Source organism: Lysinibacillus telephonicus, assembly GCF_039654155.1.
GTDB lineage: Bacteria > Bacillota > Bacilli > Bacillales_A > Planococcaceae > Ureibacillus > Ureibacillus telephonicus.
On sequence record NZ_CP155468.1, the window covers coordinates 3,013,530 to 3,037,761 of the forward strand.

Here is a 24,232-nt window from a genome sequence, read left to right on the forward strand (position 1 = left end):
TTAAATTCCTATTCCAAGTGAGAATAAAATAATGGCTAATATTGTTCCAAGTGCAGGTACAATAACAGTTAAGGCACCAACTGGATTATAGGCATCTTGATGTGATTCACCGCAAATCGCTCTGACTGTTGTGACAACATATCCGTTATGAGGAAGTGAATCCAGAGCACCTGATGATATCGAAACAACCCGGTGCAACGCTTCTGGATTTACTCCCATATCCATATAATGTGGAGCAAGAAGCGGCAATGCAATGGCCTGACCGCCGGATGAAGATCCGGTCATTCCCGCAATAACACTTACTGCAATGGCTCCACCGATTAAGGGACTTCCAGGTATGCTGGTCATTGCATTAACTGCAACTTCAAATGCAGGTACTGCCTTGGCAACCCCGCCAAAACCTACTACGGCAGCTGTATTACCAATAGCAATAAGCGCTCCCATCGTCCCGTCCGAAACTGCATTCCAAAAAGATTGAAAATATTTGCGATTAAGGACATAAGTTGCAATCACCCCGCCTAAAAGAGCGAGAATTAAAGCTGATTGTTGTAAAGAATTATGGAAAATAAACGAAATCGCTAATACAACGATTAGAGGTATTAGACTCATAATTGGATTTGGCAGATCACGATTTTCAGCGATTGGATCATTATCTCTAGTAAGGAAGCGCTCTCCTCTTGCAACAGCTTTTGAAATCATCCTTTTTAGCCACCAATACCCAAAAATCATCATAAATACAGCAACAATTAAACTAACTTCCCAACCTGCATAAGGAGTTGTGCCCAAATATTCAATAGGAATCCAGTTTTGAATTTCTGGAGAACCTGCAGATGTCATAGTAAATGTAACCGACCCAAAAGCTAGTGCTGCTGGAATAAATCGACGTGGCAAATCGGCCTGTTTAAATAAGCTTAGGGCCATTGGATATACACAGAAAGCCACAACAAACAAACTTACTCCACCATATGTTAATACAGCACAAGACACTACAATTGCTAGCACAGCTTGTTTCATCCCAAGCTTGTCAACAATCCACTGTGATACACTGCTTGCTGCTCCACTGTCCTCCATTACTTTTCCGAAAATTGCACCTAGCAAGAACATGAGATACCAAGAAGTTACGAAGCTTGTAAATCCGCCCATATAGCTACCAACTAAGTTTGCTTGTCCTTCTTCTGCTAATTGCGGAAATAAAGGCATCCCACTTAAAACTGCTACAAATAATGCACTTAGTGGACCAGTAACAAGAAGGTTCATCCCTCTCATTGTTAAGACGATTAGTAATAAAAGGCCACCTACTAACCCAATCATGCTTAACATTTCTTTTCCTCCCCCAATGTAAGTAATCGCTTACAAAATGAAAAAATGGAAAACTCAGACCTACAATACTATTTATATAAACAAACCTTTTAATCTAGAATGAACTCTGATAAATTTTCAAGGGAAATACCTTAAAAACTATTGTTATTAATACCGTAGCTATCCAATTTAAACTCTTCTGGCATAAAATAAAAAACGCTGTTTCTCGTTTCAGGAAATCGCCGATTGAATTTTATATACCTACATTTTTTTACTTACATGGTAACCTTACAATTATAAAAAGCTCAGAAAGTGAGGGTACTCTCTGAGCTTAATTACATGTTTGACCACACTATATTGAATTACTTCACAGTTTGTCCACCGTCAAAGGCTATTTCTGCACCAGTAACAAATCTGCTTCATCAGGGGCAAGGAATAGCACTATGTCCGCTGACATCTTCCGCTTCAGGAATTCCTCAGAGGAGGGAACCCAGAAGTGTGTTTACTTCCATAAAAATATAAAAAACTAGGTCAAAAAGACCTAGTGATATATTAAAATAAACTACTTCTAGCCACTGATATAACCCAGAGTAGTTAAAAGTTTTTTATCTTTTTAGCCCGGGAATAGACTCTTTTAATTTCTGCCGCAATTTTATTCTTTTATCGCATTTAAATTATTATTTAAAAATATCTATCAGAAACAATGAAAGTTCTGGTATGACTACTATTAAAGTCAAACCTAGTAACATAGAAAACATAAATGGTAAAGATGCTTTCGCAAGAACCTCCATTCTTATACCAGAAATACTGGATCCAACAAATAGATTTACACCTACTGGCGGTGTAATGAAGCCAATAGCTAAGTTTACAATCATGATAATACCAAAATGGATAGGATCGACCCCAATTTTTGTAGCGATCGGTAATAATATTGGGGTTAATAAAATAATAGCCGCCGTTGTATCCATTATCATACCTACAAAAAGAAGCAGAAGATTAATCAACAATAAAACTATAAACGGACTATCAGAAATACTTAATATACCCTCTGCAACCATTTGAGGAATTTGCTCCAACGTTAAGATTTTCCCAAATGTACTTGCTGTTCCAATAATTAGTAGAATCGTTGCTGATGTTAAAGCAGATTCATACATAATTGGTGCAATATCTTTAATCTTTACTTCTTTATAAACAAACATGCCAATGATGAGTGCATAAACTACCGCGATAACGGCAGCTTCTGTGGGCGTTAAAATACCTCCATATATTCCTCCTAAAATTAGTATAGGAACAAATACTGCCCATTTAGAGTCATTAATTACTTTCCATTTATCCTTCACACTCATTTTTTCCTTTACTCCCGTATAGCCCATCTTGCGTGAATAAATATATGCCCATGCCATTAATAAAATACCGATTACAATTCCGGGAATAACTCCTGCAATAAACAAGTCTCCGATTGATTGACTAGCAGAAACCCCATATACAACCATTGGAATACTTGGTGGAATAATAATTCCTAAAGCTCCTGAACAAGCTACAACAGCAGTTGCAAATTTTTTATCGTATCCATAACTCACCATTGCAGGAATCATAATTCCACCCACTGCAGCAACTGTAGCCGGTCCAGAGCCAGAGATGGCCGCAAAAAACATACATGTTAATACAGCGGCCATTGCAAAACCACCTGTAAATCTTCCAACAAAAACATTAGCAAGTTCAAATAATCTTTTGGAAATGCCACCTTTCCCCATAATTTCCCCTGCTAAGATAAAGAACGGTACTGCCATTAATGTAAAAGAGTCTGTTGCAGAAACTAATGTTTGGGCCAAATACTCCAATGACGTAATCTCAGAATAAAATAATGTGATAAGTGATGCCATTCCTAATGCGATACCGATTGGTACACTTAAGAATAATAAGATGGCAAAGCTCCCGAATAAAATTAAAGTAGTCATACTTTTGGCACCACCTTCTCTTCTGTTACTTCCTCTTCCTTATTAAAATTCCTGACTTGACTTACGATTTGTTGTATTAGTCTAATACTCGCCAACAACATGCCAACTAATGGAGCAGCATAAACAAATTCCATAGGTAAACTTAAGGCAGAAGATACACGATTTACTTTTCCTAGAACTAAAAAACTTAAATAAGTTACAATTACTGCAAATACCAAGAATAAAATATTAGCTACTATATCTAATACTTTATTTCCCTTTTTGCCTAAGATCATATTTAAGACTTCCACACTAATATGTCTTTTTCTCTTCACTCCATATGCTACCCCTATATAAATCATCCAGATGAAAGCATATCGAGCTAATTCTTCTGCCCAAATTAAAGAGAAATTTAAAAGGTTTCGTGATGCAATTTGGAAAAATACAATAACGACGGTCAATATACTTAAAATAACTAAAATTACTTCTTCTATATGCTTATCTAGCCAACGCAACACCACCATTTTTTATCACCATCCAACTCTTTATTGTGCAGCTTCCATCAAACGGTTAACAAGTTCTTCTCCATACTCGTTTGAATACTTTTCATAGACCCCTTTTGTAGCCTCACGCATTTCATCTTTGCTTGGTTCTTTTATTTGCATTCCATTTGATTCCATTTCTTTAAGAAACTCCTCTTCTTGAGTACGGACTAGCTCACGTTGGTATGCTACTGCTTCATCCATACACTCCTGAATTAATGATTGCTGTTCTTCTGTTAATGAAGACCATAACTGGTCGCTAATAGCAATATCAGTGGAACTATAAGAATGTCCCGTTAGCGATAAATAATCCTGTACTTCATAAAACTTACTAGCATAAATATTTGTTATTGGATTTTCTTGGGCATCAACTGTACCTTGTTGTAATGCCATATAAAGTTCACCAAATGCCATTGGAGTTGGATTTGCTCCAACTTGGTTGAAAATGTCTATTAAAATTTGAATCTCTGGTGTACGAATTGATAACCCTTTTAAATCTTCAGGTTTTTCTACTAATTCTTTATTTGATGTTACATGACGCATACCATTTTCGAAGTGTCCGATTATTCTGATATTTTTATCAATTAAAGATCCATAAATCTCTTGTCCCAATTCACCATCTAATACTTCCCATGCTTTTTCACTTGATTCAAATAAAAATGGTAAACCAAATAAATTAATTTTTGGTTCGTATTGTGTAAATGTTGAAGAAGCTACAATATCTAAATCGTTCATTTCTAAGTTCTCTACCATTTGGCTTTCAGTGCCCAATACTTCATTGCCAAATACTTCAACTTTTATTTTGCCTTCTGATTTTTCTTCAACTAATTCTTTAAATTTCAATGCACCTAAATGACGGGGGTTATCTTCAGCTGCTCCATGGGCAAATTTTAATGTTAAACTTCCATCTGCAGAAGCACTATCCTCTTCACTAGAACTACAAGCTGCTAATACCCCTATAACTGTAATTAGAAACAAAATCATTAAGAACTTTCTCATATAATCACCCCTAATTTTTTTACACTAAAAAATTTCATTACTTTGTAAAATCAACAACAGATTTAATGGTTTCTCGAGATTTAAGAACACAGTCTTCCATCGCTTGATGTATATCATTAAACTTATAAGTTTTTGTAATTATTTTTTCTAAAGGATATTTAGAACTATTAACTAGATTTATTGAATTTACAAAATCATCTTGTGTGTACATTGAAGATCCAAAAATTTGTATCTCTTTAATCATTACTTGATTGAAATCAAGTGGAACAGATTTTTCAAATAAAGCAATTGAAATAATTTTTCCTTTTCTAACTATTAATTTACAAGCATCTTCAATCCCTTTTGTAATACCAACTGTAATAAATACATGTTGGATTACTTGATTTTTTAAATATTCTTCTAAATCCACTTTCAGCGAATTGATGGCTTCACCAATATTTAAATCTTCTACCGTTTTTAAATTTAGTTCTGCAATATCAGAAATATATATTTTTTCTGCACCAGCTTCTTTTGCTGCAACACCTGTTAATATACCAATGGGACCTCCACCAATAATTAATACATTTTCACCTTTTTGTATTTCAGCTTTTTTTACAGCATGGTATCCAACTGCTAATGGTTCGACTAAAATATACCGAGAGTCAAACTCTTTAGGAATTTTATAAACACACTGGGCAGGGGCAACAAACTGTTCCCCGAAAGAACCAGGCCATTTTACAGTTCCCAATATCGTTTTCTCTGTACATAAATTGTAATCTCCATTTTCACAGGCAAAGCACTTACCACAGCCATAATGCGGTTCAATTACTACTAAGTCCCCTTCTTGTAAGCCCTTACATCCCTTTCCTACTGAAATAATTTCACCAATTACCTCGTGTCCCAAAACACTAGGCGGTAAGCGAAAAGGATGTGTACCGAGATACGCATGTACCTCGGAACCGCAAATACCAGTTAATAATGTTTTTACTAGCACTTCGCCTACACTATGTTTTGGAGGTTGTCCTTGCTTGATTACAATACTGCGAATCTTATCAAATTCTGCAACTTTCATAGCAATACCTCCAGTATCAAATTCTATAATTGTTTTTTTGCAACTTCTGCAATTCCTTTACCATCTAATTTATAATAGCCATATAAATAATACGGTTTTCCAATAATTGAATACTCATCATTTAAGCCATGACGTTTAAATTTACAATGAGCACCATTTTCCATTAATATTTCTGCAACAGCACTGCCGAGTCCACCCATAATATTATGTTCTTCTACTGTTACTATGTTTCCAACTTCTTTTGCCGTTTGTAAAATACAATCCACATCAATTGGTTTAATCGTATGCATATCGATAATTTTAGCTTGAATACCTTCAGCTGCTAAAATTTCAGCAGCTTCTAGTGCCCATTGAACTGTAACTCCACAGGCAATTATGGCAATGTCATTTCCGTCACGTAGAACATTCGCTCTTCCAATCTTGCTTTTAATATTACGATTTTTATAGACTGAATCTTCCCGACCTCTACTAACTCGGAAATAAATTGGTCCGTCATATGTTTTTACAGATTCTTCAATTAAATCTGCTAGAGATGTACCATCACAAGGTGAAATAACCGTCATATTCGCCATAGACCGAACAATGGAAATATCTTCAGTCGCATGATGAGAAGATCCATAATAACCCATTGCAATTCCGGTATGGGTTCCAATTAAGCGCACTTTCAAATTTGGATATGCTACAGCTGTACGAATTTGTTCCGCACACAATAAACCTAAGAAGGATGCGTATGTTGCCACAAAGGGTATTTTACCTGTTGTAGCCAATCCTGCAGCTGCTGTTACCATGTTTTTTTCAGCCAATCCGAAATTAAAGAATCTATCTGGATACTTATTTCCAAAATCAATTAAACGTGTCGGTTTTCCTAGGTCAGCACATAAAGCTACGATTTCTGGGTGTTCATCACCAAGCTTTGCCAGTGTTTCCCCGGCAGTTAATTCTTTTGCGAGCTCTAAACTTCTATATAGCTCCCAACTTTCATTATCCAAATGAGATAGACTTCCATAATATTCAGTCAAGTTTTTATTCACCATACTATTCCATCTCCTCAATCTCTTTAATTGCCCGTTCAATATCAACTGGTGCTAAATTTGCTACATGCCACTCATATCCTTTTTCCATCCAAGATACACCTTTTCCTGATAATGTATCTGCAATAATTAAAGTTGGAACTTCTGAATCGACATCTGGTAACGAATCAAACACTTCAATTAGAGCTTTAACATCATGGCCATCTACTTCAACAACCCGCCAACCAAAAGCTTCAAATTTTTCCCGAATAGGATAAATACTCATCATTTCCGAAATAACTCCATCAACCGTAACTTTATTATTGTCACAAATTGCTACGAGGTTACCTAACTTGAAATTAGCTGCACTCATAGCTGCTTCCCAAACTTGGCCTTCATGCAATTCCCCATCTCCCATTAAACAAAAAGAACGATATTTTTTTCCGTCTATCCTAGCTCCTAATGACATCCCTACACAAACAGACAATCCGTGTCCGATAGAACCTGAACTAAAATCAATTCCAGGAATTTTATTCATATCTGGGTGATCACCAAACGGACTTCCTAAGCTTACATACGTATCTAAAAGTTCTTTAGAATAAAATCCTAAATCTTGTAAAATTGGATATAAGCCAACTGCTGCATGCCCTTTTCCCATTACAAATCGATCTCGATCTGGCCATTTAGGGTTCTTAGCATCAAAGTTCATAACATGATAATATAGTGTTGCAAAGATTTCAGAAGATGAAAAAGAGGAACCATAGTGGCCACTGCCCGCCTTTTCAATCAAGCGTACTGTTTCAATACGAGACATTTTGGCCTTTTCATTAATTAATAGAATTTTAGATTCTGTCTGGGTTGACATCCTAATCATCCTTTCAAATTGCAGTTAAACGTTTAACCTTTCTTGAATAAGATACCAAAACAAGAATTTAATTTCAACAATTTTTAAAATTTTCTATCTTTTCAGTTTAATATTTTCTCTTAAAATACGATTTTTCCTTATATCGGAGGTAAATAAAATGCGCATTACAATTAAAGATATTGCTAAAGAAGCTGGGGTTTCTACAGCAAGTGTTTCACATGTCTTAAATGGGACAAAAAAATTAAGTGAATCCACAACAAAAAAAGTGATGGATGTTATTAACAAATATAATTACATTCCAAGTGAAAATGCTAAAAAATTAAGGAACGATCACACAAAAACTATTGGTGTCATGGTTTCGAGCATTCAAGACCATTATGTTTCAGGAATTATTATGGAATTATCCGATGTAATACGTTCTAATGGATATGAAATGCTTTTTATTAATACAAGTGAAAATTTAGATTATGAAAAGGAAGCGATCAAACTTTTAATTGCTCAAAGGGTTGAGGGTTTAATAATAAGTCCTGTCAATAGTTCATCTTTATCTAAATATCAGGATTTGTTTAAAGAATTACCAATTGTCCAAGTTCTGCGCTATGACACGGCACTCTCTTTACCTAAAGTGACAGCTGATGATTTTAATGCCGGTTATCTAGCAACGAAACATTTATTAAGTCAAGGCTATAAAAAAATCGCCATCATATACTCTAAAAAAACAATCAATCCAACCTTTGATCGTATAAAAGGATGTCAACAGGCACTCCTTGAATTCTCAAATACTAATACTCTATTTCTTGAACAAGGATTCGCAACTGTAGAAGGCGGTGCAAAGGCATTTGAAGAAATTTATAGAAGACATCCAGATGTAGACGGAGTATTTGCATTAAATGACTTTATGGCAATTGGATGTCTTATGAAGATAAAAGAATTAAAGTTAAAATGCCCAGAACAAATCGGTGTTGTAAGTTTCGGGGATTTTGCTAGTGCTGAGCTGATTGAACCATCTGTTACTGCTATCCACGTTGAAAATAAGGAAATTGGAAGAAAAGCTGCTCATAAGTTATTTAATATATTGAATAACCACCCTTTTGAACAAGAAGAAAAAGTAGAACTTTTACTAAAAGTAAGAAATTCAACAAAAAGAAATTGACTTATTAGAAATTTCGGTATATTTTATAGTTAAACGTTTAACCTTTCTTATAAAAGAAGGGGGCTTGATGTATTGAAAAGAGTTGCTATTATTACAGGTGCAGCTACCTTAAATGGGATTGGTTTTGCTACGGCTAAATATTTAGCTAAATTTTCGCATGTAATTATTGCCGACATTAATGAAAAAGCAGCATTACATGCAGCAAATATCCTTGTAAACGAAGGACATTCTGCTGAAGGCGCTTTATTGGATGTTACAAATCAAGAAGCTGTAAATTCTATAGTAAATAAAATAATTGAGGAGCACGAAAAAATCGACATTCTCGTCAATAACGCAGGGATTACAAGACCAACAAGAATTTTAGATATTTCTACTTCTGAATTTGACCTTCTCTTCAAAGTAAATGTTAATGGAACCTTCTATATGACACAAGCTGTTTTACCATCTATGATTCAGCAAAGATATGGCAGGATTGTAAATTTAGGATCTGTTTCTGCTAAACGTGGCGGTGGTGTTTTCGGAGGATCACATTATTCTGCAACAAAAGGTGCTGTTATGAGCTTCGCTAAAGCCGTTGCTCGAGAGGTTGCCGAACACGGTATTACTGTAAATAGTGTAGCACCTGGCATGATTGGTACTGGGATTACTGGTAACTTACTAGATGATCCTAACATTTTGAAAGAAATTTCCGAAGGTATTCCTGCAAAAAGAATCGGAAACGTAAATGATGTTGCTAGTGCGATTGCTTTTTTATGCAGCGAGGATGCTGGATATATTACTGGTGAGGAAATCGATATTAACGGCGGCTCTCACATTGACTAGTTTAATAATGTTCTTTTTAAGAAAGATGACTCAATATTAGTAATTTAGGGTCATAGCTCCTCAAAATTAGAGTGACTGATAATAAAAAATACCGTATTCACGTAAACAATTACGTAAATACGGTAATTTATGCTTGGGGATTTTTTGAAGGGGTTTATTAAAGTGGACAAATTAAATTCAATTTTTTAGCACAAATAAATTAGCCTAACACCATTTTTTAAATTCAGTACCTATAATAATTAATAGGATAAATAGTACAACAATAAGCACAAAGTCCTTTTTGTTGTCTTTTCTATCGTAAGCGCCACCTACATTATTGCAATAATCATAGCTGCCTGCTACATCATTGTAGTTGTTGCAATAGTCGTAACTTCCTCCTACGTTATATGACATACGTACACCCCCTTTAACTCATGATAGTATAATCTATGGCTATTTCTTAATACAGGTAAGTATAAACGTGTAATTTTGACAAAAAAATTAATAAAATTTTTTAGTATCTCCTCTTCAAAATGAAGTAAAAGCTAATTGGCTAAATGAATTATAAAAAATACAATAGGGGGAATGATTAACGAGGGCAGAAGATTTAAAGTGTTACATTTCTTAATCCCCAAAATACTTAATCCTGACGCTAAAATTAAAATTCCACCTACAATTGTTACTTCATTCAGAAGGTCATTATTTAATGAATTCTCCATTAAAATAGCAATTAAATAGATGGATCCTTGCCATACGAATAAAACTATACCTGCAACCGCTATCCCGATGCCAAAAGTGGACGCTAGTACAATTGAAGTAATGCCATCTAACATGCCGTTTGCGAGAAGATATGTATAATCCCCCTTTAATGCTGCTTCCACAGGACCTAAAATCGATAGTGTTCCAATACAAAATAATAAAATTGCAGTCGATAGCCCTTCAGCTAAATTACCCTTTGAGTATTTATTAACTAAAGCATTGAATCTTGATTCCAACTTTAGCTTTTCACCAATCAATCCCCCTAAAGCTAAACTTACAATGAAAAGTACTGGATACTTGCTTGAAGGCAAATGCTGCACGATTGCATTTATTCCTAACCCCATGGCTACTAATCCCATGGCTTGCATAAGAATATCATGATACTCATCTTTTATTCCCTTTTTAAAGATACTTCCAACAATACTTCCAACTATTATCATCATCGTGTTAAAAATGGTTCCAAACATTTATTTATTTCTCCTTTACTTTATTTCTAGAAATAAAAATAAACCCTCTAGTAACTAGAGGGTCAAGTTGCTATTTTGAATAAATGCTAAGATTAAGAGTGGCAAACGGTAATAATAATTCTGTTACATATTTTTCCACATCATTTGTAATACCGTAATCAATCAGTGTTATTTCCATCGAGTCATCGATCAGTTCATATTGATGTTCTTTCATATATGAAAGCAATTTTTTATAATATTTTGCTGCATCCATATGGGTTCCTTTAAATCGAATTCTTAAATACTCTCTTTCTGGTATAACAATAGAAGAAGACTCTATCTGGTCTCCTTCTTCTAGCACCATGAAAACACTTGAATATTTATCAAATTTATTAGCTATTAAATTAGAACTCGAAATAGAGAGTCCTATTTTCCCTAAGAAAATTTCCCCGTTTATGCCAAAACTATTCCTTAATTCTGTAATAGGTATTTCAATATCGTCTCCAATAACATATTCCTGTCGTAAATATGCTACTCGCATTTTAGGAAGCTTTACTTCCGATATTTTATCTAAAGGTGTACTAATGGCGTCTTGAATTTGCAATAAACGGCGGGAAATTTTAGTCTCAATGATCTCCAATTCCCGCTTCTTTTTAGCAACTTCGGTCTCCTGCTTCTTTAGCATTTCTATAAGCGTGTCCACTTCCCTATAGTTAAAAAAATCGATAATTTCACTTATTGGCAAATCTAAAGCCCTCAAATATTTTATTGAATTCAGCCTTTCAAACTGCTGCGTCGAATAATATCGATAGTTGGTCTTTTTATCAATAAATTCTGGACGTAAAAGACCAATCTCGTCATAATACCTAAGTGTTGCAATTTTCACCTTAAATAGCTTCGATACTTCCCCAATAGTAAAATACTCTTTCATAAAAGACTCCTTCATCATATGAATACAGAGAATCAACGTACTTATATTTTACAATAGATTCAATACTAAGAAAGATTTTTCGGTAATTTTGAGTACCAGATTCAAGGGCAAGCTCTGTTCAGTCTCTTGAATATTATTATGGAAACTTTTAACTCTCCCATTCTCACAACAGATTCCGCCTATGCTATAATATTTAGCAAAATATATTGTAAATTTTTTTCATTTATGGGTAATGTAATAACTTACCTATTTAAATAAAACAATGGGGTGGTAAAATGAGTTTTTTTAAAAAATTATTAGGAACACATGAAAAAACACCTGAACAAATAGAGAAAGAAAGACAAAAACAAGAGGAACTACGCCAAGTAAAAGAGGAATTAGCAGTAAAATTAGGAGTTAACGTCATTGAAAAAGAAGATAAAAAAATTTTACAAGAGAAATACATTGGCACAGGCTTTGGAAAAAGCTCCCTATTTTCTCTCTATAAAGATTCTATCGTTTATTTCGAAAAATACGTCTTACGTTCCAATGAAAAATTTTTACTTTCTATAATTGCAGAATACGATAAAACAGTGGATCGTGAAATTAAGGGATTGTTAATAGCTACCGATCAACGATTAGTATTCGTTAGTAGTCGTGGTAGAAATAAACAATTTTTTTATGAAGAATTCGATTATAGAAGTATGAATGGCATAACACAAGCAAAAGACGGTTTGTTTGAAAATGAACTCTATATCGATCTAGGAATAAGCCGTAAGAAATTCGACAATTTAATGCCATTTGAACGGTTAAGAGATTTTATAAATATTGTTATGAATCAAATCCACATGGTTCGTGATACGCTTAGAACAACAACAGTTTCATTTTCTACTGTTGCTGTATCAGATAAATACGCAGCACTTGAAAAAATCGGAAAATTAAAAGAACAAGGCATTTTAACTGAAGAAGAATTCGAAAAAGAGAAAAAGAAAATTTTAAGTCAGGGATGAGGTGAAATTACCTCTCTCTATTCTTTAAAAAGGTTATTTAATATTCATACTCTATCAACTAATGAATATGATTATTGTTGTAATGCCCTTGCAGGATCAAATTTCTCCATAACTAACTACTTTAAGCTCACCATGAAATAATTAGAGAATGATATGTAAATTAAAATCGAAATATCCTAACCTAGATACCCCATGATTAATATGCATAATTTGTATCAGATTCGGGAAATGAAAGTAATTTTAGCAGCTGACTGTACTTGATAAGCTAAAACTGAGCCACCATAGCAATTGAAAAGTGAGCCACTTTTATATGAAAATAATCCTAACTTCATAGAGTTAGGAGCGTATAGAGGTGATTTCATTGGAGAAGAAACAGAAAGTGCTACTTGCCTTTCATCAAGAAAATAAGAGTCAACGTCAAATTGCAAAGGAGCTTGGGATCTCTCGCAATACTGTAAAAAAGTATATTCAAGAAGATCTTGAAAAAAGACAGCTAGATATTAGGGATATACCAATTACAGATAACTATCTAACGCCTCCGTCGTATAAAAAACGGAAAGGAAAGAAACGTGCATTAACACCAACTGTTATGAAACGTATTCGAAAAATGTTAAAAGACAACGAGTATAAACGACAACATCAAATGCACAAGCAACAACTAAAAATGATTGATATTCATGAAAAGTTATTAGATGAAGGTTTTGAAATTAGTTACACCACTGTTAGAAATTTTGTGAATAGCGAGGAGAAACGTCAAAAAGAAGTCTTTATTCGTCAAAAGGCAACTGCTGGTCATGAAATTGAGTTTGACTGGGGAGAAGTAAAATTATTCATTGATCAAACGTTACGTTCTCTTTCAATGGCGGTCTTTACCTTACCATATAGTAATGATAGATTTGCCTATTTGTATGAATCAGAAACAGTGGTTTGTGTACAAGATGCACATGTAAAGTGTATTAACTATTTGGGCTTTGTACCAGAGGTATTCACATACGATAATATGCGAACTGTCGTAAAGAACTTTATTGGAACTGAGCGTGAGATTACCGATGGTATGAAAAATCTATCGATGCATTATCATTTTAAAATACGACTATGTGAACCGAGAAAAGGAAATCAGAAGGGGCATGTGGAGCGGAGTGTAGAATACATCCGCCGGAAAGCACTTGCCCATCGAGATACTTTTACAAGTATAGAAGAAGCTCAGGCCTACCTAACAGAAATCATCATGAAATTAAACTCTCGTAAACATTATAAGAAAAAACAAACGCACCATGAATTAATGCTAGAAGAACGTGCAGCTCGGCAAGTAAGTGCAGATATTATTCCGTTTGACGCATCTGAGTTGCTTGAATTTAGAGTAGACAAATACAGCACAATTACTTATAGACAAAATCGTTATTCTGTCCCAGAAGGACGTGTTGGAGAATGGGTCAAAGTAAAAGCAAGTGCGGAAAAAATACTTATTTTTAGTGAAAAGGCGCGTATCGCAACCCATAAACGGAGTTGGCAGAGTCACCAATGGGTAATGGATATATATCATTACTTACGTACATTTGAAAAGAAAAAAGGTGCATTGGCTCAAAGTGAATGTTTGAGTCAAGCACCAACAAAAATAAAAAAATTATACAAAGATTATTATATTGGAAATGAGAGAGATTTTCTAGAGTTACTTATGTATCTAAAAGAACATAACAATCTAGAAAAAGTCTTAGCGGCGATTGAACAACTTGAGAAGAACCCTATGGTTCAAATATCAACAGATAAGATTATTTTCTTAGCTAATCAAGGCGAACACATTCATAAAACTGTACATCCCAAAAATGAGGTCACCACCCAATCTCTCGAAAATCTTTCAGCGATTACGGCATTATTCGAAACTAAAAAGACAGGGGTGCTTCATTAATGGATAAGCGACAAGAAATGATTGAAATGTGTAAAGAACTTCGACTACCAAGTATTCGAGCATTTATTCAAGAAGATGATATGTGGAAACAACATCAAACAGCAGAGGATTTTTTATATCACGCACTGGTGCAAGAGATGCAAGATTGAGAAGTGCGAGCAAAAGCGAATCGGATTCGTTCGGCAAATTTTCCTGAAAAGAAACTATTAACTGAACTAGAGATAGAGAGATTACCGCAGAATGCGGCCTCTCGCCTCTCACATTTAAAGAAATTAGACTTTATTCAAGAAAAACAGAATGTCTTATTAATTGGATCACCTGGAACAGGTAAAACCCATATTGCGATCGGTTTAGGAATTGAAGCTTGTTTAGCTGGGTATAAGGTGTATTTCACAACTGTATCATCACTGGTCAATCAATTAAAGGAGAGCCGTTCTGAAAGAACGCTACGTTCATTTGAATTGCGGTTTGAAAAGTATGATTTAGTGATTATCGATGAGCTAGGTTATATTTCTTTTGATAAAGAAGGTGCAGAATTATTGTTTACTCATCTTTCCCTTCGTGCAGGACGAGCATCTACCATCGTTACGAGTAATTTATCATTTGATCGCTGGGAAGAAATATTTCATGATCCAGTTTTAACAGCCGCTTTAACAGATCGATTAACACATAGAGCTTATATGATAGACATGGTTGGACCATCTTATCGAATATTAGATACAAAAGAATGGCTAGAAAATAGTTCGGTTTAAGTGGCTCAGTTTTTAATTAATAAATGGCTCAAATTTTACTTGCGAAATACAGCTGACTTTTTATGAATTGGATTAGGGGGAGGAAAATGAAAAAATTAATTATATTTAATGTATTATTTTGTATATTGGTGATTTTAATTAGCAACTATTATTATAATTCTAAATCTAAAAAAGCTGTTGCATACTTTTATGCTGAAAATAATATTGAAACTAACTATGGAGTAAATAGGGAAAACTTAAACCCTAAAGAAATCAAATATCGTATAGGAATGGGATTGTTTGAAATAGAAGTTAAAGATAAAGAAACCGAAAATATTTATTTTTTTGAGGTAGATATAAGGGATGATTTTTCATTATTTTATATAAAAGACCTTACAGATATTCACAATGAAAATCTTAGAGAAATTAATGGATAATTTACTATGAATAAATTTATGTATTTGTTAATTGCTGTGTTAGTGTTTTTAATCGGTGGTTGCTCGAATAATAAAATAACCTTTGAAGAACCTGTGAATATAGGAGTAGTTGGTACTTTAGAAGAATTCCGATATGAAAATGTTCATTTTGAATCATTAGAAGTTGAGGATTTACTTCAAGACGATTTAAAAAATAATTATTCAATAATCATGATAGAGGATGATTACTTTAATACTGTGACTCAAATTGATTATATTGAACGATTTGAAAGCTTAAAACTACCGATTATATTTGTAGATTCTACTAAAGGGTATGCTCCCTTTAGTAAACCTTCTAAACATGCAACAACAAAACAAACTTAATAAAATGACCGTATTGTTAACCTACCAATTGCCTGCTGCCACACAAGGTTTTATGGTGGAATACCCTCAAGACGAAACACTTTCACAAGAAGATTTTGACAAAATCATAGAACGAATCTATAGCAACAAGTAGCATTCTTATTCGTCGTATCAAAAGAATTACGAGAAGATATAGGCGATGAGTTATGGAATTTTTATATAAATCATCTAAAGAAAAACAGTACAAGTATTTTTATTTTTATTACGCTACAGTGGGACACTCTTTCTTGTAAAAAGGGGGAAAACATGGAAACAAGAGTAATTGTTGATTTTTATGCTGATTACTACCTAAAGAATAAGCTTGAAGAATTCTTTTATAAATATGGAATTCAATTGACTTTTCCGGAGAAACGAAAACACAGTTCTGAAGTTTATGTCGAAGTTCCAATTAATCTAAATGAGAGATTAACTGTTGATACACTCGCAAGAATCATTTCTACTTTAGAGAGCGAATTCAATTTATCATGTGGCGAGGCTTTATCCTTTAAATTTGATGATGAAGATTTTAAGCAATCTCCTTTTTTTGAGTTAAGATCAACCGGTAATTCTCCAAAAGTTTTTCTAGAACATAAAAAAGATGGGGTTGAATGGATTACATTATGTAAATATTGCGGACTTCAAGCAAAAGTTCAAACATCTGCTTTAGTTATAGATACTTCTAAAATTAGAGACAGATATATGGTAAATGTCGGTGTTGATTATTGGGTTGTTTCGGAGAAAATGGCCCTTCTAATGGAAAAGTGGGATATAACGGGTTATAAATTACAAGAAGTGATACATAGCGGTAAAAAGACAGCTCAAACAGCATTTCAAATACTTCCAACTAACATTCTCCCATCATGGAGCTCCGTAATGAAGCACTATTATTTTATTACAGAAACAGATGATCAATGTTCTATATGTAATATAAGAGGTCGGATTGATTACCCTTATCACTATAATAAAACTGATATTGAGAAGAATCCAATCAAAGATATAAATATCCTTCAAGAATGGAAGTCTAATGGACAATGGGCATATCATTCAATTTTTTTTAGTAAAAGATTCCGAGACCTACTTATTGATAATGGAATCACTCGTGATGTAAGAAATATGTACGATAATAATTACAAATCAAAAGATTGGTTATTTGACCCAGTAATTATTGTTGATTAGAAAATCATATTTTCCAATAAAAGCTATTTTGAATCAGTTGTTTATTGCAAAATAAAAGTGCAGACTTGTGCAAAGAATTTGTACAGAGTCTAGCACTTTTTTAGTGCAAAAAAATAGACTTGCCAGCCACCCCAAGTCATTCTACTGTTAAAGTGTCGAATTTTAGCAGTGGAGGAATGAAAGGATGCTAGCAATGTCTGAAATTAATTGTATCAAAACATTAAGAAATGAAAAAGGATTATCGATATCTACAATTGCGGAAACTTTATCCATCAATTGGAGAACAGCAAAAAAATATGGTGATAAGGATCAACTACCTCAAGTAAAAACACAAATAAAGAAAGGAATGATGTATGACGAAAAATGGGGAGAAATCGTAAGTGATTGGCTTGAAGAGGACTCAAAAGTAAAGAAGAAATTAAGAAGAACTAATAAGCAAATGTATGAAGCCTTGGGAAAAATGGACTTCAAAGGTTCTTATCGAACAGTCTGTAACTTTATAGAGGAATGGAGAGCTAATAGAGATGATGAAATTTCCAAGGGATTTGAACGATTAACACATCCTGAAGGAGAAGCTCAAGTTGATTTTGGGATAATGGAAGCTGTTCATGAAGGGGAAATAGTAGATGTACATGCACTAGTAATGTCATTTCCAGCAAGTAATGTCGCATTAGGAATCCCCCTTCCTTCTGAAAACCAAGAGTGCTTTTTAAGTGGGCTGAAGAAACTTTTTAAACAAGCTGAAGGCGTACCACTTAGTATTAGAATCGATAATCTAACACCTGCGGTGAAAAAAGTGCGTGGTTCCGAAGGAGAAGCACAGTTAACTGATGAATTCATTGCTTTTCAAAATCATTATGGCTTTAAAGTTCAAGTTTGTAATCCCCGAAGCGGTCATGAAAAAGGAAATGTGGAACGGAAAGTTGGTTATATTCGATACAACTTCTTTAGTGTCCCTCCTGTAATGAAGGACTTTGAAGATTTAGAAAATCAGTTATCTGAGAGATTAGTAGAAGACCGTAAACGCATGCACTATCGCAAGGGTGAAATGATAGAAATTTTATGGGAGAGTGAACAGAAGCAATTATTAAAGTTACCTGAAAATGATTATCCAGTTTTTAAACAAATGCCAATCAAATTTAATAAATATAACGAATTCAAATTGGATCAACATCTCATTCATGTGCCAAAGGCGAAGAACTATTCGCAGTTATATTGCGTTACTTTTTGGGATCAGTTTAAGGTCATAACAAATAATGGTGAAGTAATTTTAAGTGATTCAAGACCATATATGAAAAAGCGTAGGTTTATACCTTGGATTGATATATTCAAAGACTGGCTACTTAAACCGAGAGTAGTTGGCCATTCAAGATATACAGAGTACCTACCGGTACGTATAAGGGAATATTTATTAGTCCCATCCTTATCTTTACGGAAACGGAGAATCGAAGAAGTTATTACCCTACTACTTCAGCATGATATGAAGGAAATTGATAGCCAATTTTATGAGTTAATAGCCAATAATGATAAGCTTTCTTCTCATCCTTATGATGTAGAGTGGTCACAGTATGATGCTCTACAGCCAGTAACATCGGGGGTGAGTGAAAATGAATGAAACGATCGAACATTTATGTAAGCAACTTAGATTAGCTCATATCGCTGAGGGGTTCGAGGAAATTCCATTTACAACACCAGATGAATTTGTCTATAAATTATTACTAAAAGAACGAGATGGCCGTGAACAGGCGAAAGCATCTAGAAACATTAAAAAAGCACGATTTTTAGATTACAAAGTACTAGAAAACTATGAATGGCATAAAGATATTTGTCTCCCCTCACATTTAACGAAAGAGGAATTGATGAACCTAGATTTTATACATCGCCATGAGAACATAATTTTAGTCGGAGCACCTGGAACCGGTAAAACTCATTTAGCCTCCGCTTTAGGCCGAAGAGCCTGTGAGATGGGGTTTGAGGTTCGATTCTATCGAGTTTCTCATTTAGTTGAAGAGTTAGAGGATGCTTTAAGTAGTGGTCGTTTAACAAGCTTTAGAAAAAAATTAGAAAAAGTGGATGTCATTATTTTAGATGAAATGGGATATGTACCATTTGGAAAAGATGGTGCAGAGCTGCTATTTCAAATTATCTCAGAGTGTTATGAGCAAAAAAGTTTGATAATTACATCAAATCTAGAATTTAGTCAGTGGAATCGAATATTCGCAGATTCACGTTTAACAGCAGCACTGGTGGATCGTTTGATTCACCATGCCCACATTATTTCATACACGGGGCAAAGCTTCCGTTTAACAAATGCTTTATCGAAGAAATTGTAAAAATACTGGGTGGCAACACTCTGTATAATTAATTGCAAATCTCTGCACTTTTTTCTTGCAAAATACATCAGTTATTACTAATTCCTGAGCTATACTAAAAATTTAATCGATCTGGATAGCTTGATTTAATCTAATTTTACAAAAATCTTACACAAGTGGATCTTCAAACAACACTGGTTCATTACGCTCACTTGCTATACAGGAACGAGATGAAAGTCAAGCTGTATAAGTACAAATAACAAATAATTGGGTACCAAATAGGTACCTACTATTTATTTTTTAACTATTTTTATCTTTTTCTTAAATAAACAAAACAGCCTTAAACCCTTTATATAAAGGTTCTTTGTCAAATAACGTTGGTGAAGGATATTAATCGATTATTACCATGCTCTTAACTAGCCTTAGGCTGTTTGGGAGCGTGGTTGTTTTTGTTCTGTTGTTTTGAGTTTGAAGTGTAAAATAATTCGCTTTTTGTAATTCATAAAATTTCTATATCCATAAGCTACACGATTTAATACTTTAATTTTATTGTTAATCCCTTCAATTTTGCCGTTGTTATAAGGATAATTAAAGCTGTTATGTATATACGGAAGATGCTCTTTCAACGTTTTTATACTAGTCTTCATATAGCTAGAGATTAAAGGATGAACAGGATTTATTAAACAAGATTCTAACATTTTAAAGTCCTTCTCTTCCATTGCTTTCAAAAGGGCTTGATAAAGCTCATAATTCGCTTTTAGCACTGGATCATACGCTAAAATCTCTTCAACGATGCTTGTTTCAAGACGTTGTCCGAATAGCGAATAATATTTGTATTCAACGCTAGAGAGAGCCGATTTCCTTTTGAGAATTAGCTTCCAGTAACGCTTCAATCGACGGTACTTTTTCATGTCTTCGTTATCTGAAGTTCTTAGTTGATTCATCACACTGATTCGGCACTTATTCATAGATCGATTGATTAATTGAACTAAGTGAAATCGGTCAATAATTATTTTCGCTTTTGGAAACAGCTCTTTAATGACGCTTACATAACCTGCATTCATATCAATCGTTACCGTTTCCACATTTCGTCGGTCATTTAGGCTGTAATTCACAATGAAATGATTTTTAATTGCGAAGTTATCGCGACGATTAAGAATGTCCAAGATATCACCATTCAACACATTGATATATTCAAAAGCCATTGCCCCTTTTGCGTATTTAAATTCGTCAAAAGAAAGATGCTTCGGAAGCTTAGTATGATGGGGTTTAAGATGCACTGCAACTTCATTAATGACTCGTTGAACCGTTGTAGGTGAAATCGAACAATCTTTAGCGATCGATTTTAAGGATTGAGCTTCTGCAGATTTAATCATTACTTGAACTTTAACATTCTTAGAAATATAACAATTACGTTCAACGATTGGTGTTTTGGCAGTAAAGCTAGTGTTGCATTCTGTACACATAAAGCGTTGCTTTCTTAGTAGTAAATAGGTTGGACTTACCCCGGTAAGAGGTAAAGTAATTCGCGATAATTGAGTTCCGTTCTTAAAAACTGTAAAATTTTTGTTTTCAATACCACACTTTACGCAATGAGTAGGGTTGTAGGTTAATGTTCCAGTGATGTATTTACAAGCTTTTCCTTTAAAAGTCCCTTGTTTTACACAATCTTCATCGAATGTAATATTCAAGTCTTGAATATCAATCAAGGATTTAATACTATTAGAATATGACAAGTGAATTCCCTCCTGAATGATGGTTTTGGTCGACTTTAATTCTACAGGGAACCTCACTTGTTTTCTATTATTAAAATAAAAGAAAATAACGCTAGTGATATTCCATCACCTTCTCCAACTTTCGGGAGAAGGTGATTTTCATTCACCAACGTTATAAATTGTACAGCCTATATAAAAGGATTTAAGGCTGTTTTCGAATGATAGTTTCTTTTTCTAAAACTACCTTATGACGTCCCAGGAGGGATTCGAACCCCCGACCGTACGCTTAGAAGGCGTATGCTCTATCCAGCTGAGCTACTGAGACATTGGTCAAACATGGTAATAACCATTAAAGACAATTATTATTATATGTGCATTACAGGAGAATGTCAACGGTATTTTAAAAATAAATGAAAATTTTTCTTATTTTTTTCTGAAAGCATTAATCTTTGTTACTCATCTAAAGGAAATCGTTTCGTAAAGATCTCTTCTCCTGTATCCGTATACCCTGTAACTTTCCAAGATTGATCGGCAAACTCAACTATAGCATAGCTTTTTTCATCAATGCCTCGGGGCTTTAGGAGGCTTCCTGGATTCACAAATAATATATTATCCACTAATTCTGTTCCTAATACATGTGAATGGCCGAAAAATGCTGCATCAGCTTCAACCTCTTTGGCACGATATAGCAAGTTCATTGTTGTTGACTTTACATTTAGCAAATGACCATGAGCAACAAATATCTTTAAGCCCTCTACATTGAACAGTTCCTTTTCAGGATAGCGGGAATCGTGGTCGCAATTGCCGCGCACCCGTTTTGCACCTTCTAAATAAGGATGATCAAATGGCAGCTCACTATCCCCACAGTGGATGATTGCATCGACATCTAAATGTGCATCCCGTACACGCTTTATTACCTCAGCATCCCCATGTGTATCACTCATTACTAATAATTTCACACTTAGGTCTCCTTTAATAAATGGTTTACCAATAAGAAGCATTCTTCGCCTATACCAGTGAAATAGACACTTGTTACAAGTATACACTCATTCTTAAGCAGCTTGATGTCTTAAACAAATACTTCTTCCAAAAACTTAGCACCTTTTAAATGAATCAAAACCACCCGATACCAAAAAGTACCGGGCTAATTTCATTTTACCAAATAATTATTAAACTTTCAGGTATTTCTCGCTAAATAATGAGTAAAATTCCGTGCAACTAGTTTATTTTAACAAATTCGGCAATTCTTCAGCAAGTTTACGAATAGCATTGCCACGGTGTGAAATGGCTCCTTTTTCTTCAGGAGACAATTCAGCCATTGCGCGCCCTAGTTCTGGAACGTAAAAAATTGGGTCGTAACCAAAACCATTTGTACCGCGCTTCTCATGTAAGATGACGCCCTCACATGTTCCAAAAACCGTGTATGTTTCAATGCCAGGTCCTGCAATGGCTAATGCACAGCAAAAACGAGCTGTACGTTTATCATCTGGGACCTCCTGCATTTTCTCTAGTACCTTTACGATATTTGCTTCATCATCATGGTCGCCTGCATAGCGGGCAGAATATACGCCTGGTTCCCCCCCTAATGCATCAATTGCTAAACCACTATCGTCTGCAATAACAAGCTTATTAAGCTCACGTGAAAGCGTCTCAGCCTTTAAAACGGCATTTTCTTCGAAGGTTGTCCCTGTTTCTTCAATTTCCATATCTGGCGCCACATCGAACATTGTTACGACTTCATAGCCTAGAGGACCAAAAAGAGCTTCAAAATCTTTTGCTTTTCCTTTATTTTTCGTTGCGATTACTACCTGTTTCATTTATGCTTCCTCCTTCAAAGAACCTACAAGGTTTGCTGCTTCTCCAAGTACCTCTTTTTGAATGGCAATTAGTTCAGAAATACCTTTCTCACCCAAGTCCAGTAATGTGTTAAGTTCATCACGAGAGAAAGTTGCCTCTTCCCCTGTCCCTTGTATTTCTACAAAGCGTCCTGCACCTGTCATGACAAGATTCATATCAACAGCTGCTGCAACATCCTCAACATAGTTCAAATCTAAAATAGGGCCTAATTCATCAATGATCCCGACACTTGTTGCAGCTAAAAAGTCTACAATGGGGAATTTTGCAAACGGTTTTATTTCATGGATTTTTGCAATGGCAATTGTTAAAGCGACAAATGCACCTGTTATTGATGCAGTACGAGTGCCGCCATCTGCTTGAATAACATCACAATCAATCCATACTGTTTTTTCACCCAGCGCTTCTAAATCAACAATGGCGCGCAAAGCTCGGCCAATTAAACGCTGAATTTCCATCGTACGGCCATTCACTTTACCACGCGAAGAATCACGTTGTGTACGTTCAGCTGTCGCTCTTGGCAGCATAGAATATTCTGCAGTGATCCATCCTTTACCCTGACCTCGTAAAAACCCAGGCACTCTATCTTCAATTGTTGCAGTACATATAACCTTTGTATTCCCTACTTTTATAAGTACAGATCCTTCTGGATGCATTAAATAATTTTTTTCGATGTTTACTGGTCTTAATTGGTCAACCTCTCGTCCATCATGTCTTGTCATAATTGTCCTCCTCGTTGTTTCGCGCCCCCATATTAACATAATTTAAATTAAAGTACCATACACACCATTAATTTGAAACTATTTCGAAAACGCCAACACAAGCTTGTTTCACAATTAAAAACGATATATAGAGTTTCTACACACCGCTTAATTGAGGTATCCTTATTATATAATATTGTTTCTACATAACAATATTAGCTAATACCACTTGTACAT

Annotated in this window: 23 protein-coding genes, 1 tRNA gene and 1 pseudogene; 10 read left to right on the forward strand and 15 right to left on the reverse strand. The window is 34.6% G+C overall.

The features are described from left to right. The 7 genes from MKY04_RS14545 to MKY04_RS14575 all read right to left on the reverse strand — a co-directional run bounded on the left by MKY04_RS14545 (nucleotide 1) and on the right by MKY04_RS14575 (nucleotide 7,703). Entirely contained in the window at nucleotides 1-1,320 is a 1,320-nt protein-coding gene (locus MKY04_RS14545) for a GntP family permease (protein WP_126293595.1), read from the reverse strand. Between the two features lie 656 nt (nucleotides 1,321-1,976). Continuing rightward, nucleotides 1,977-3,257, reverse strand: coding sequence for a TRAP transporter large permease (locus MKY04_RS14550; RefSeq protein ID WP_126293596.1), 1,281 nt, complete (start codon nucleotides 3,255-3,257; stop codon nucleotides 1,977-1,979). After that, nucleotides 3,254-3,760, reverse strand: coding sequence for a TRAP transporter small permease (locus tag MKY04_RS14555; protein WP_126293597.1), 507 nt, complete (start codon nucleotides 3,758-3,760; stop codon nucleotides 3,254-3,256). The genes MKY04_RS14550 and MKY04_RS14555 overlap by 4 nt, the downstream gene beginning before the upstream one ends. 21 nt (nucleotides 3,761-3,781) lie before the next feature. Beyond that, on the reverse strand, nucleotides 3,782-4,777 hold the full coding sequence (locus MKY04_RS14560) for a TRAP transporter substrate-binding protein (protein WP_126293598.1): 996 nt from the start codon (nucleotides 4,775-4,777) through the stop codon (nucleotides 3,782-3,784). 37 nt (nucleotides 4,778-4,814) lie between these two features. Continuing rightward, nucleotides 4,815-5,828: a zinc-dependent alcohol dehydrogenase gene (locus MKY04_RS14565; RefSeq protein ID WP_126293599.1), complete on the reverse strand. Its 1,014-nt coding sequence runs from the start codon at nucleotides 5,826-5,828 to the stop codon at nucleotides 4,815-4,817. A 23-nt stretch (nucleotides 5,829-5,851) separates the two neighbouring features. Further along, on the reverse strand, nucleotides 5,852-6,862 hold the full coding sequence (locus MKY04_RS14570; RefSeq protein WP_126293600.1) for a transketolase family protein: 1,011 nt from the start codon (nucleotides 6,860-6,862) through the stop codon (nucleotides 5,852-5,854). A 1-nt stretch (nucleotide 6,863) separates the two neighbouring features. Then, entirely contained in the window at nucleotides 6,864-7,703 is an 840-nt protein-coding gene (locus MKY04_RS14575) for a transketolase (protein ID WP_246020220.1), read from the reverse strand. A 157-nt stretch (nucleotides 7,704-7,860) separates the two neighbouring features. Here MKY04_RS14575 and MKY04_RS14580 point away from each other — a divergent pair, with 157 nt between their 5' ends. Both MKY04_RS14580 and MKY04_RS14585 read left to right on the forward strand, forming a co-directional pair. Further along, nucleotides 7,861-8,856, forward strand: coding sequence for a LacI family DNA-binding transcriptional regulator (locus MKY04_RS14580; RefSeq protein ID WP_126293602.1), 996 nt, complete (start codon nucleotides 7,861-7,863; stop codon nucleotides 8,854-8,856). A 72-nt stretch (nucleotides 8,857-8,928) separates the two neighbouring features. Further along, a complete protein-coding gene (locus MKY04_RS14585) occupies nucleotides 8,929-9,678 on the forward strand; it encodes an SDR family NAD(P)-dependent oxidoreductase (protein WP_126293603.1) in 750 nt (249 codons plus the stop codon). 204 nt (nucleotides 9,679-9,882) lie between these two features. Here the strand turns inward: MKY04_RS14585 and MKY04_RS14590 are convergent, their stop codons facing one another. The 3 genes from MKY04_RS14590 to MKY04_RS14600 form a co-directional block, all read right to left on the reverse strand. After that, a complete protein-coding gene (locus MKY04_RS14590; protein ID WP_126293604.1) occupies nucleotides 9,883-10,071 on the reverse strand; it encodes a YjcZ family sporulation protein in 189 nt (62 codons plus the stop codon). 131 nt (nucleotides 10,072-10,202) lie between these two features. Then, complete coding sequence (locus tag MKY04_RS14595) at nucleotides 10,203-10,883, reverse strand: DUF554 domain-containing protein (protein ID WP_126293605.1); 681 nt, start codon at nucleotides 10,881-10,883, stop codon at nucleotides 10,203-10,205. A 70-nt stretch (nucleotides 10,884-10,953) separates the two neighbouring features. Further along, the gene (locus tag MKY04_RS14600) at nucleotides 10,954-11,793 is read right to left on the reverse strand and encodes a MerR family transcriptional regulator (RefSeq protein WP_126293606.1); all 840 of its coding nucleotides are present in this window, start codon (nucleotides 11,791-11,793) and stop codon (nucleotides 10,954-10,956) included. 275 nt (nucleotides 11,794-12,068) lie between these two features. Between MKY04_RS14600 and MKY04_RS14605 the strand changes: the two genes are divergently transcribed. The 8 genes and pseudogenes from MKY04_RS14605 to istB (MKY04_RS14645) all read left to right on the forward strand — a co-directional run bounded on the left by MKY04_RS14605 (nucleotide 12,069) and on the right by istB (MKY04_RS14645) (nucleotide 19,746). Next, the gene (locus tag MKY04_RS14605; RefSeq protein WP_346234630.1) at nucleotides 12,069-12,782 is read left to right on the forward strand and encodes a PH domain-containing protein; all 714 of its coding nucleotides are present in this window, start codon (nucleotides 12,069-12,071) and stop codon (nucleotides 12,780-12,782) included. 361 nt (nucleotides 12,783-13,143) lie between these two features. After that, nucleotides 13,144-14,688 (forward strand): IS21 family transposase, encoded by a 1,545-nt coding sequence (gene istA / locus MKY04_RS14610; RefSeq protein ID WP_428833907.1) that lies wholly within the window; start codon nucleotides 13,144-13,146, stop codon nucleotides 14,686-14,688. Beyond that, nucleotides 14,688-15,440, forward strand: a pseudogene (gene istB, locus MKY04_RS14620) (IS21-like element helper ATPase IstB). The gene istA (MKY04_RS14610) and the pseudogene istB (MKY04_RS14620) overlap by 1 nt, the downstream one beginning before the upstream one ends. Nucleotides 15,441-15,526: 86 nt before the next feature. Further along, the gene (locus MKY04_RS14625; RefSeq protein ID WP_346234631.1) at nucleotides 15,527-15,856 is read left to right on the forward strand and encodes a histidine kinase; all 330 of its coding nucleotides are present in this window, start codon (nucleotides 15,527-15,529) and stop codon (nucleotides 15,854-15,856) included. Nucleotides 15,857-15,862: 6 nt separating this feature from the next. Then, nucleotides 15,863-16,219, forward strand: a complete 357-nt coding sequence (locus MKY04_RS14630) for a hypothetical protein (protein ID WP_346234632.1) — start codon at nucleotides 15,863-15,865, stop codon at nucleotides 16,217-16,219. A 285-nt stretch (nucleotides 16,220-16,504) separates the two neighbouring features. Beyond that, a complete protein-coding gene (locus MKY04_RS14635) occupies nucleotides 16,505-17,413 on the forward strand; it encodes a hypothetical protein (protein WP_346234633.1) in 909 nt (302 codons plus the stop codon). 184 nt (nucleotides 17,414-17,597) lie between these two features. Next, complete coding sequence (gene istA, locus MKY04_RS14640) at nucleotides 17,598-19,028, forward strand: IS21 family transposase (RefSeq protein WP_036176596.1); 1,431 nt, start codon at nucleotides 17,598-17,600, stop codon at nucleotides 19,026-19,028. Beyond that, nucleotides 19,021-19,746, forward strand: a complete 726-nt coding sequence (gene istB / locus MKY04_RS14645; RefSeq protein ID WP_346234634.1) for an IS21-like element helper ATPase IstB — start codon at nucleotides 19,021-19,023, stop codon at nucleotides 19,744-19,746. The genes istA (MKY04_RS14640) and istB (MKY04_RS14645) overlap by 8 nt, the downstream gene beginning before the upstream one ends. 401 nt (nucleotides 19,747-20,147) lie before the next feature. On the opposite strand, the gene MKY04_RS14650 is transcribed toward istB (MKY04_RS14645), so the two are convergent. The 5 genes from MKY04_RS14650 to rph all read right to left on the reverse strand — a co-directional run bounded on the left by MKY04_RS14650 (nucleotide 20,148) and on the right by rph (nucleotide 24,016). Beyond that, nucleotides 20,148-21,461 carry an ISL3 family transposase gene (locus tag MKY04_RS14650; protein ID WP_346234635.1) on the reverse strand — a complete coding sequence of 438 codons (1,314 nt, stop codon included), beginning with the start codon at nucleotides 21,459-21,461 and terminating at the stop codon, nucleotides 20,148-20,150. 230 nt (nucleotides 21,462-21,691) lie between these two features. Then, nucleotides 21,692-21,765 (reverse strand) — tRNA-Arg (locus MKY04_RS14655). Nucleotides 21,766-21,892: 127 nt separating this feature from the next. Beyond that, entirely contained in the window at nucleotides 21,893-22,399 is a 507-nt protein-coding gene (locus MKY04_RS14660; protein WP_126293609.1) for a metallophosphoesterase, read from the reverse strand. 264 nt (nucleotides 22,400-22,663) lie between these two features. Beyond that, a complete protein-coding gene (locus tag MKY04_RS14665) occupies nucleotides 22,664-23,257 on the reverse strand; it encodes an XTP/dITP diphosphatase (protein WP_126293610.1) in 594 nt (197 codons plus the stop codon). Next, nucleotides 23,258-24,016, reverse strand: coding sequence for a ribonuclease PH (gene rph, locus MKY04_RS14670; protein WP_126293611.1), 759 nt, complete (start codon nucleotides 24,014-24,016; stop codon nucleotides 23,258-23,260). Between the last annotated feature and the right edge of the window lie 216 nt (nucleotides 24,017-24,232).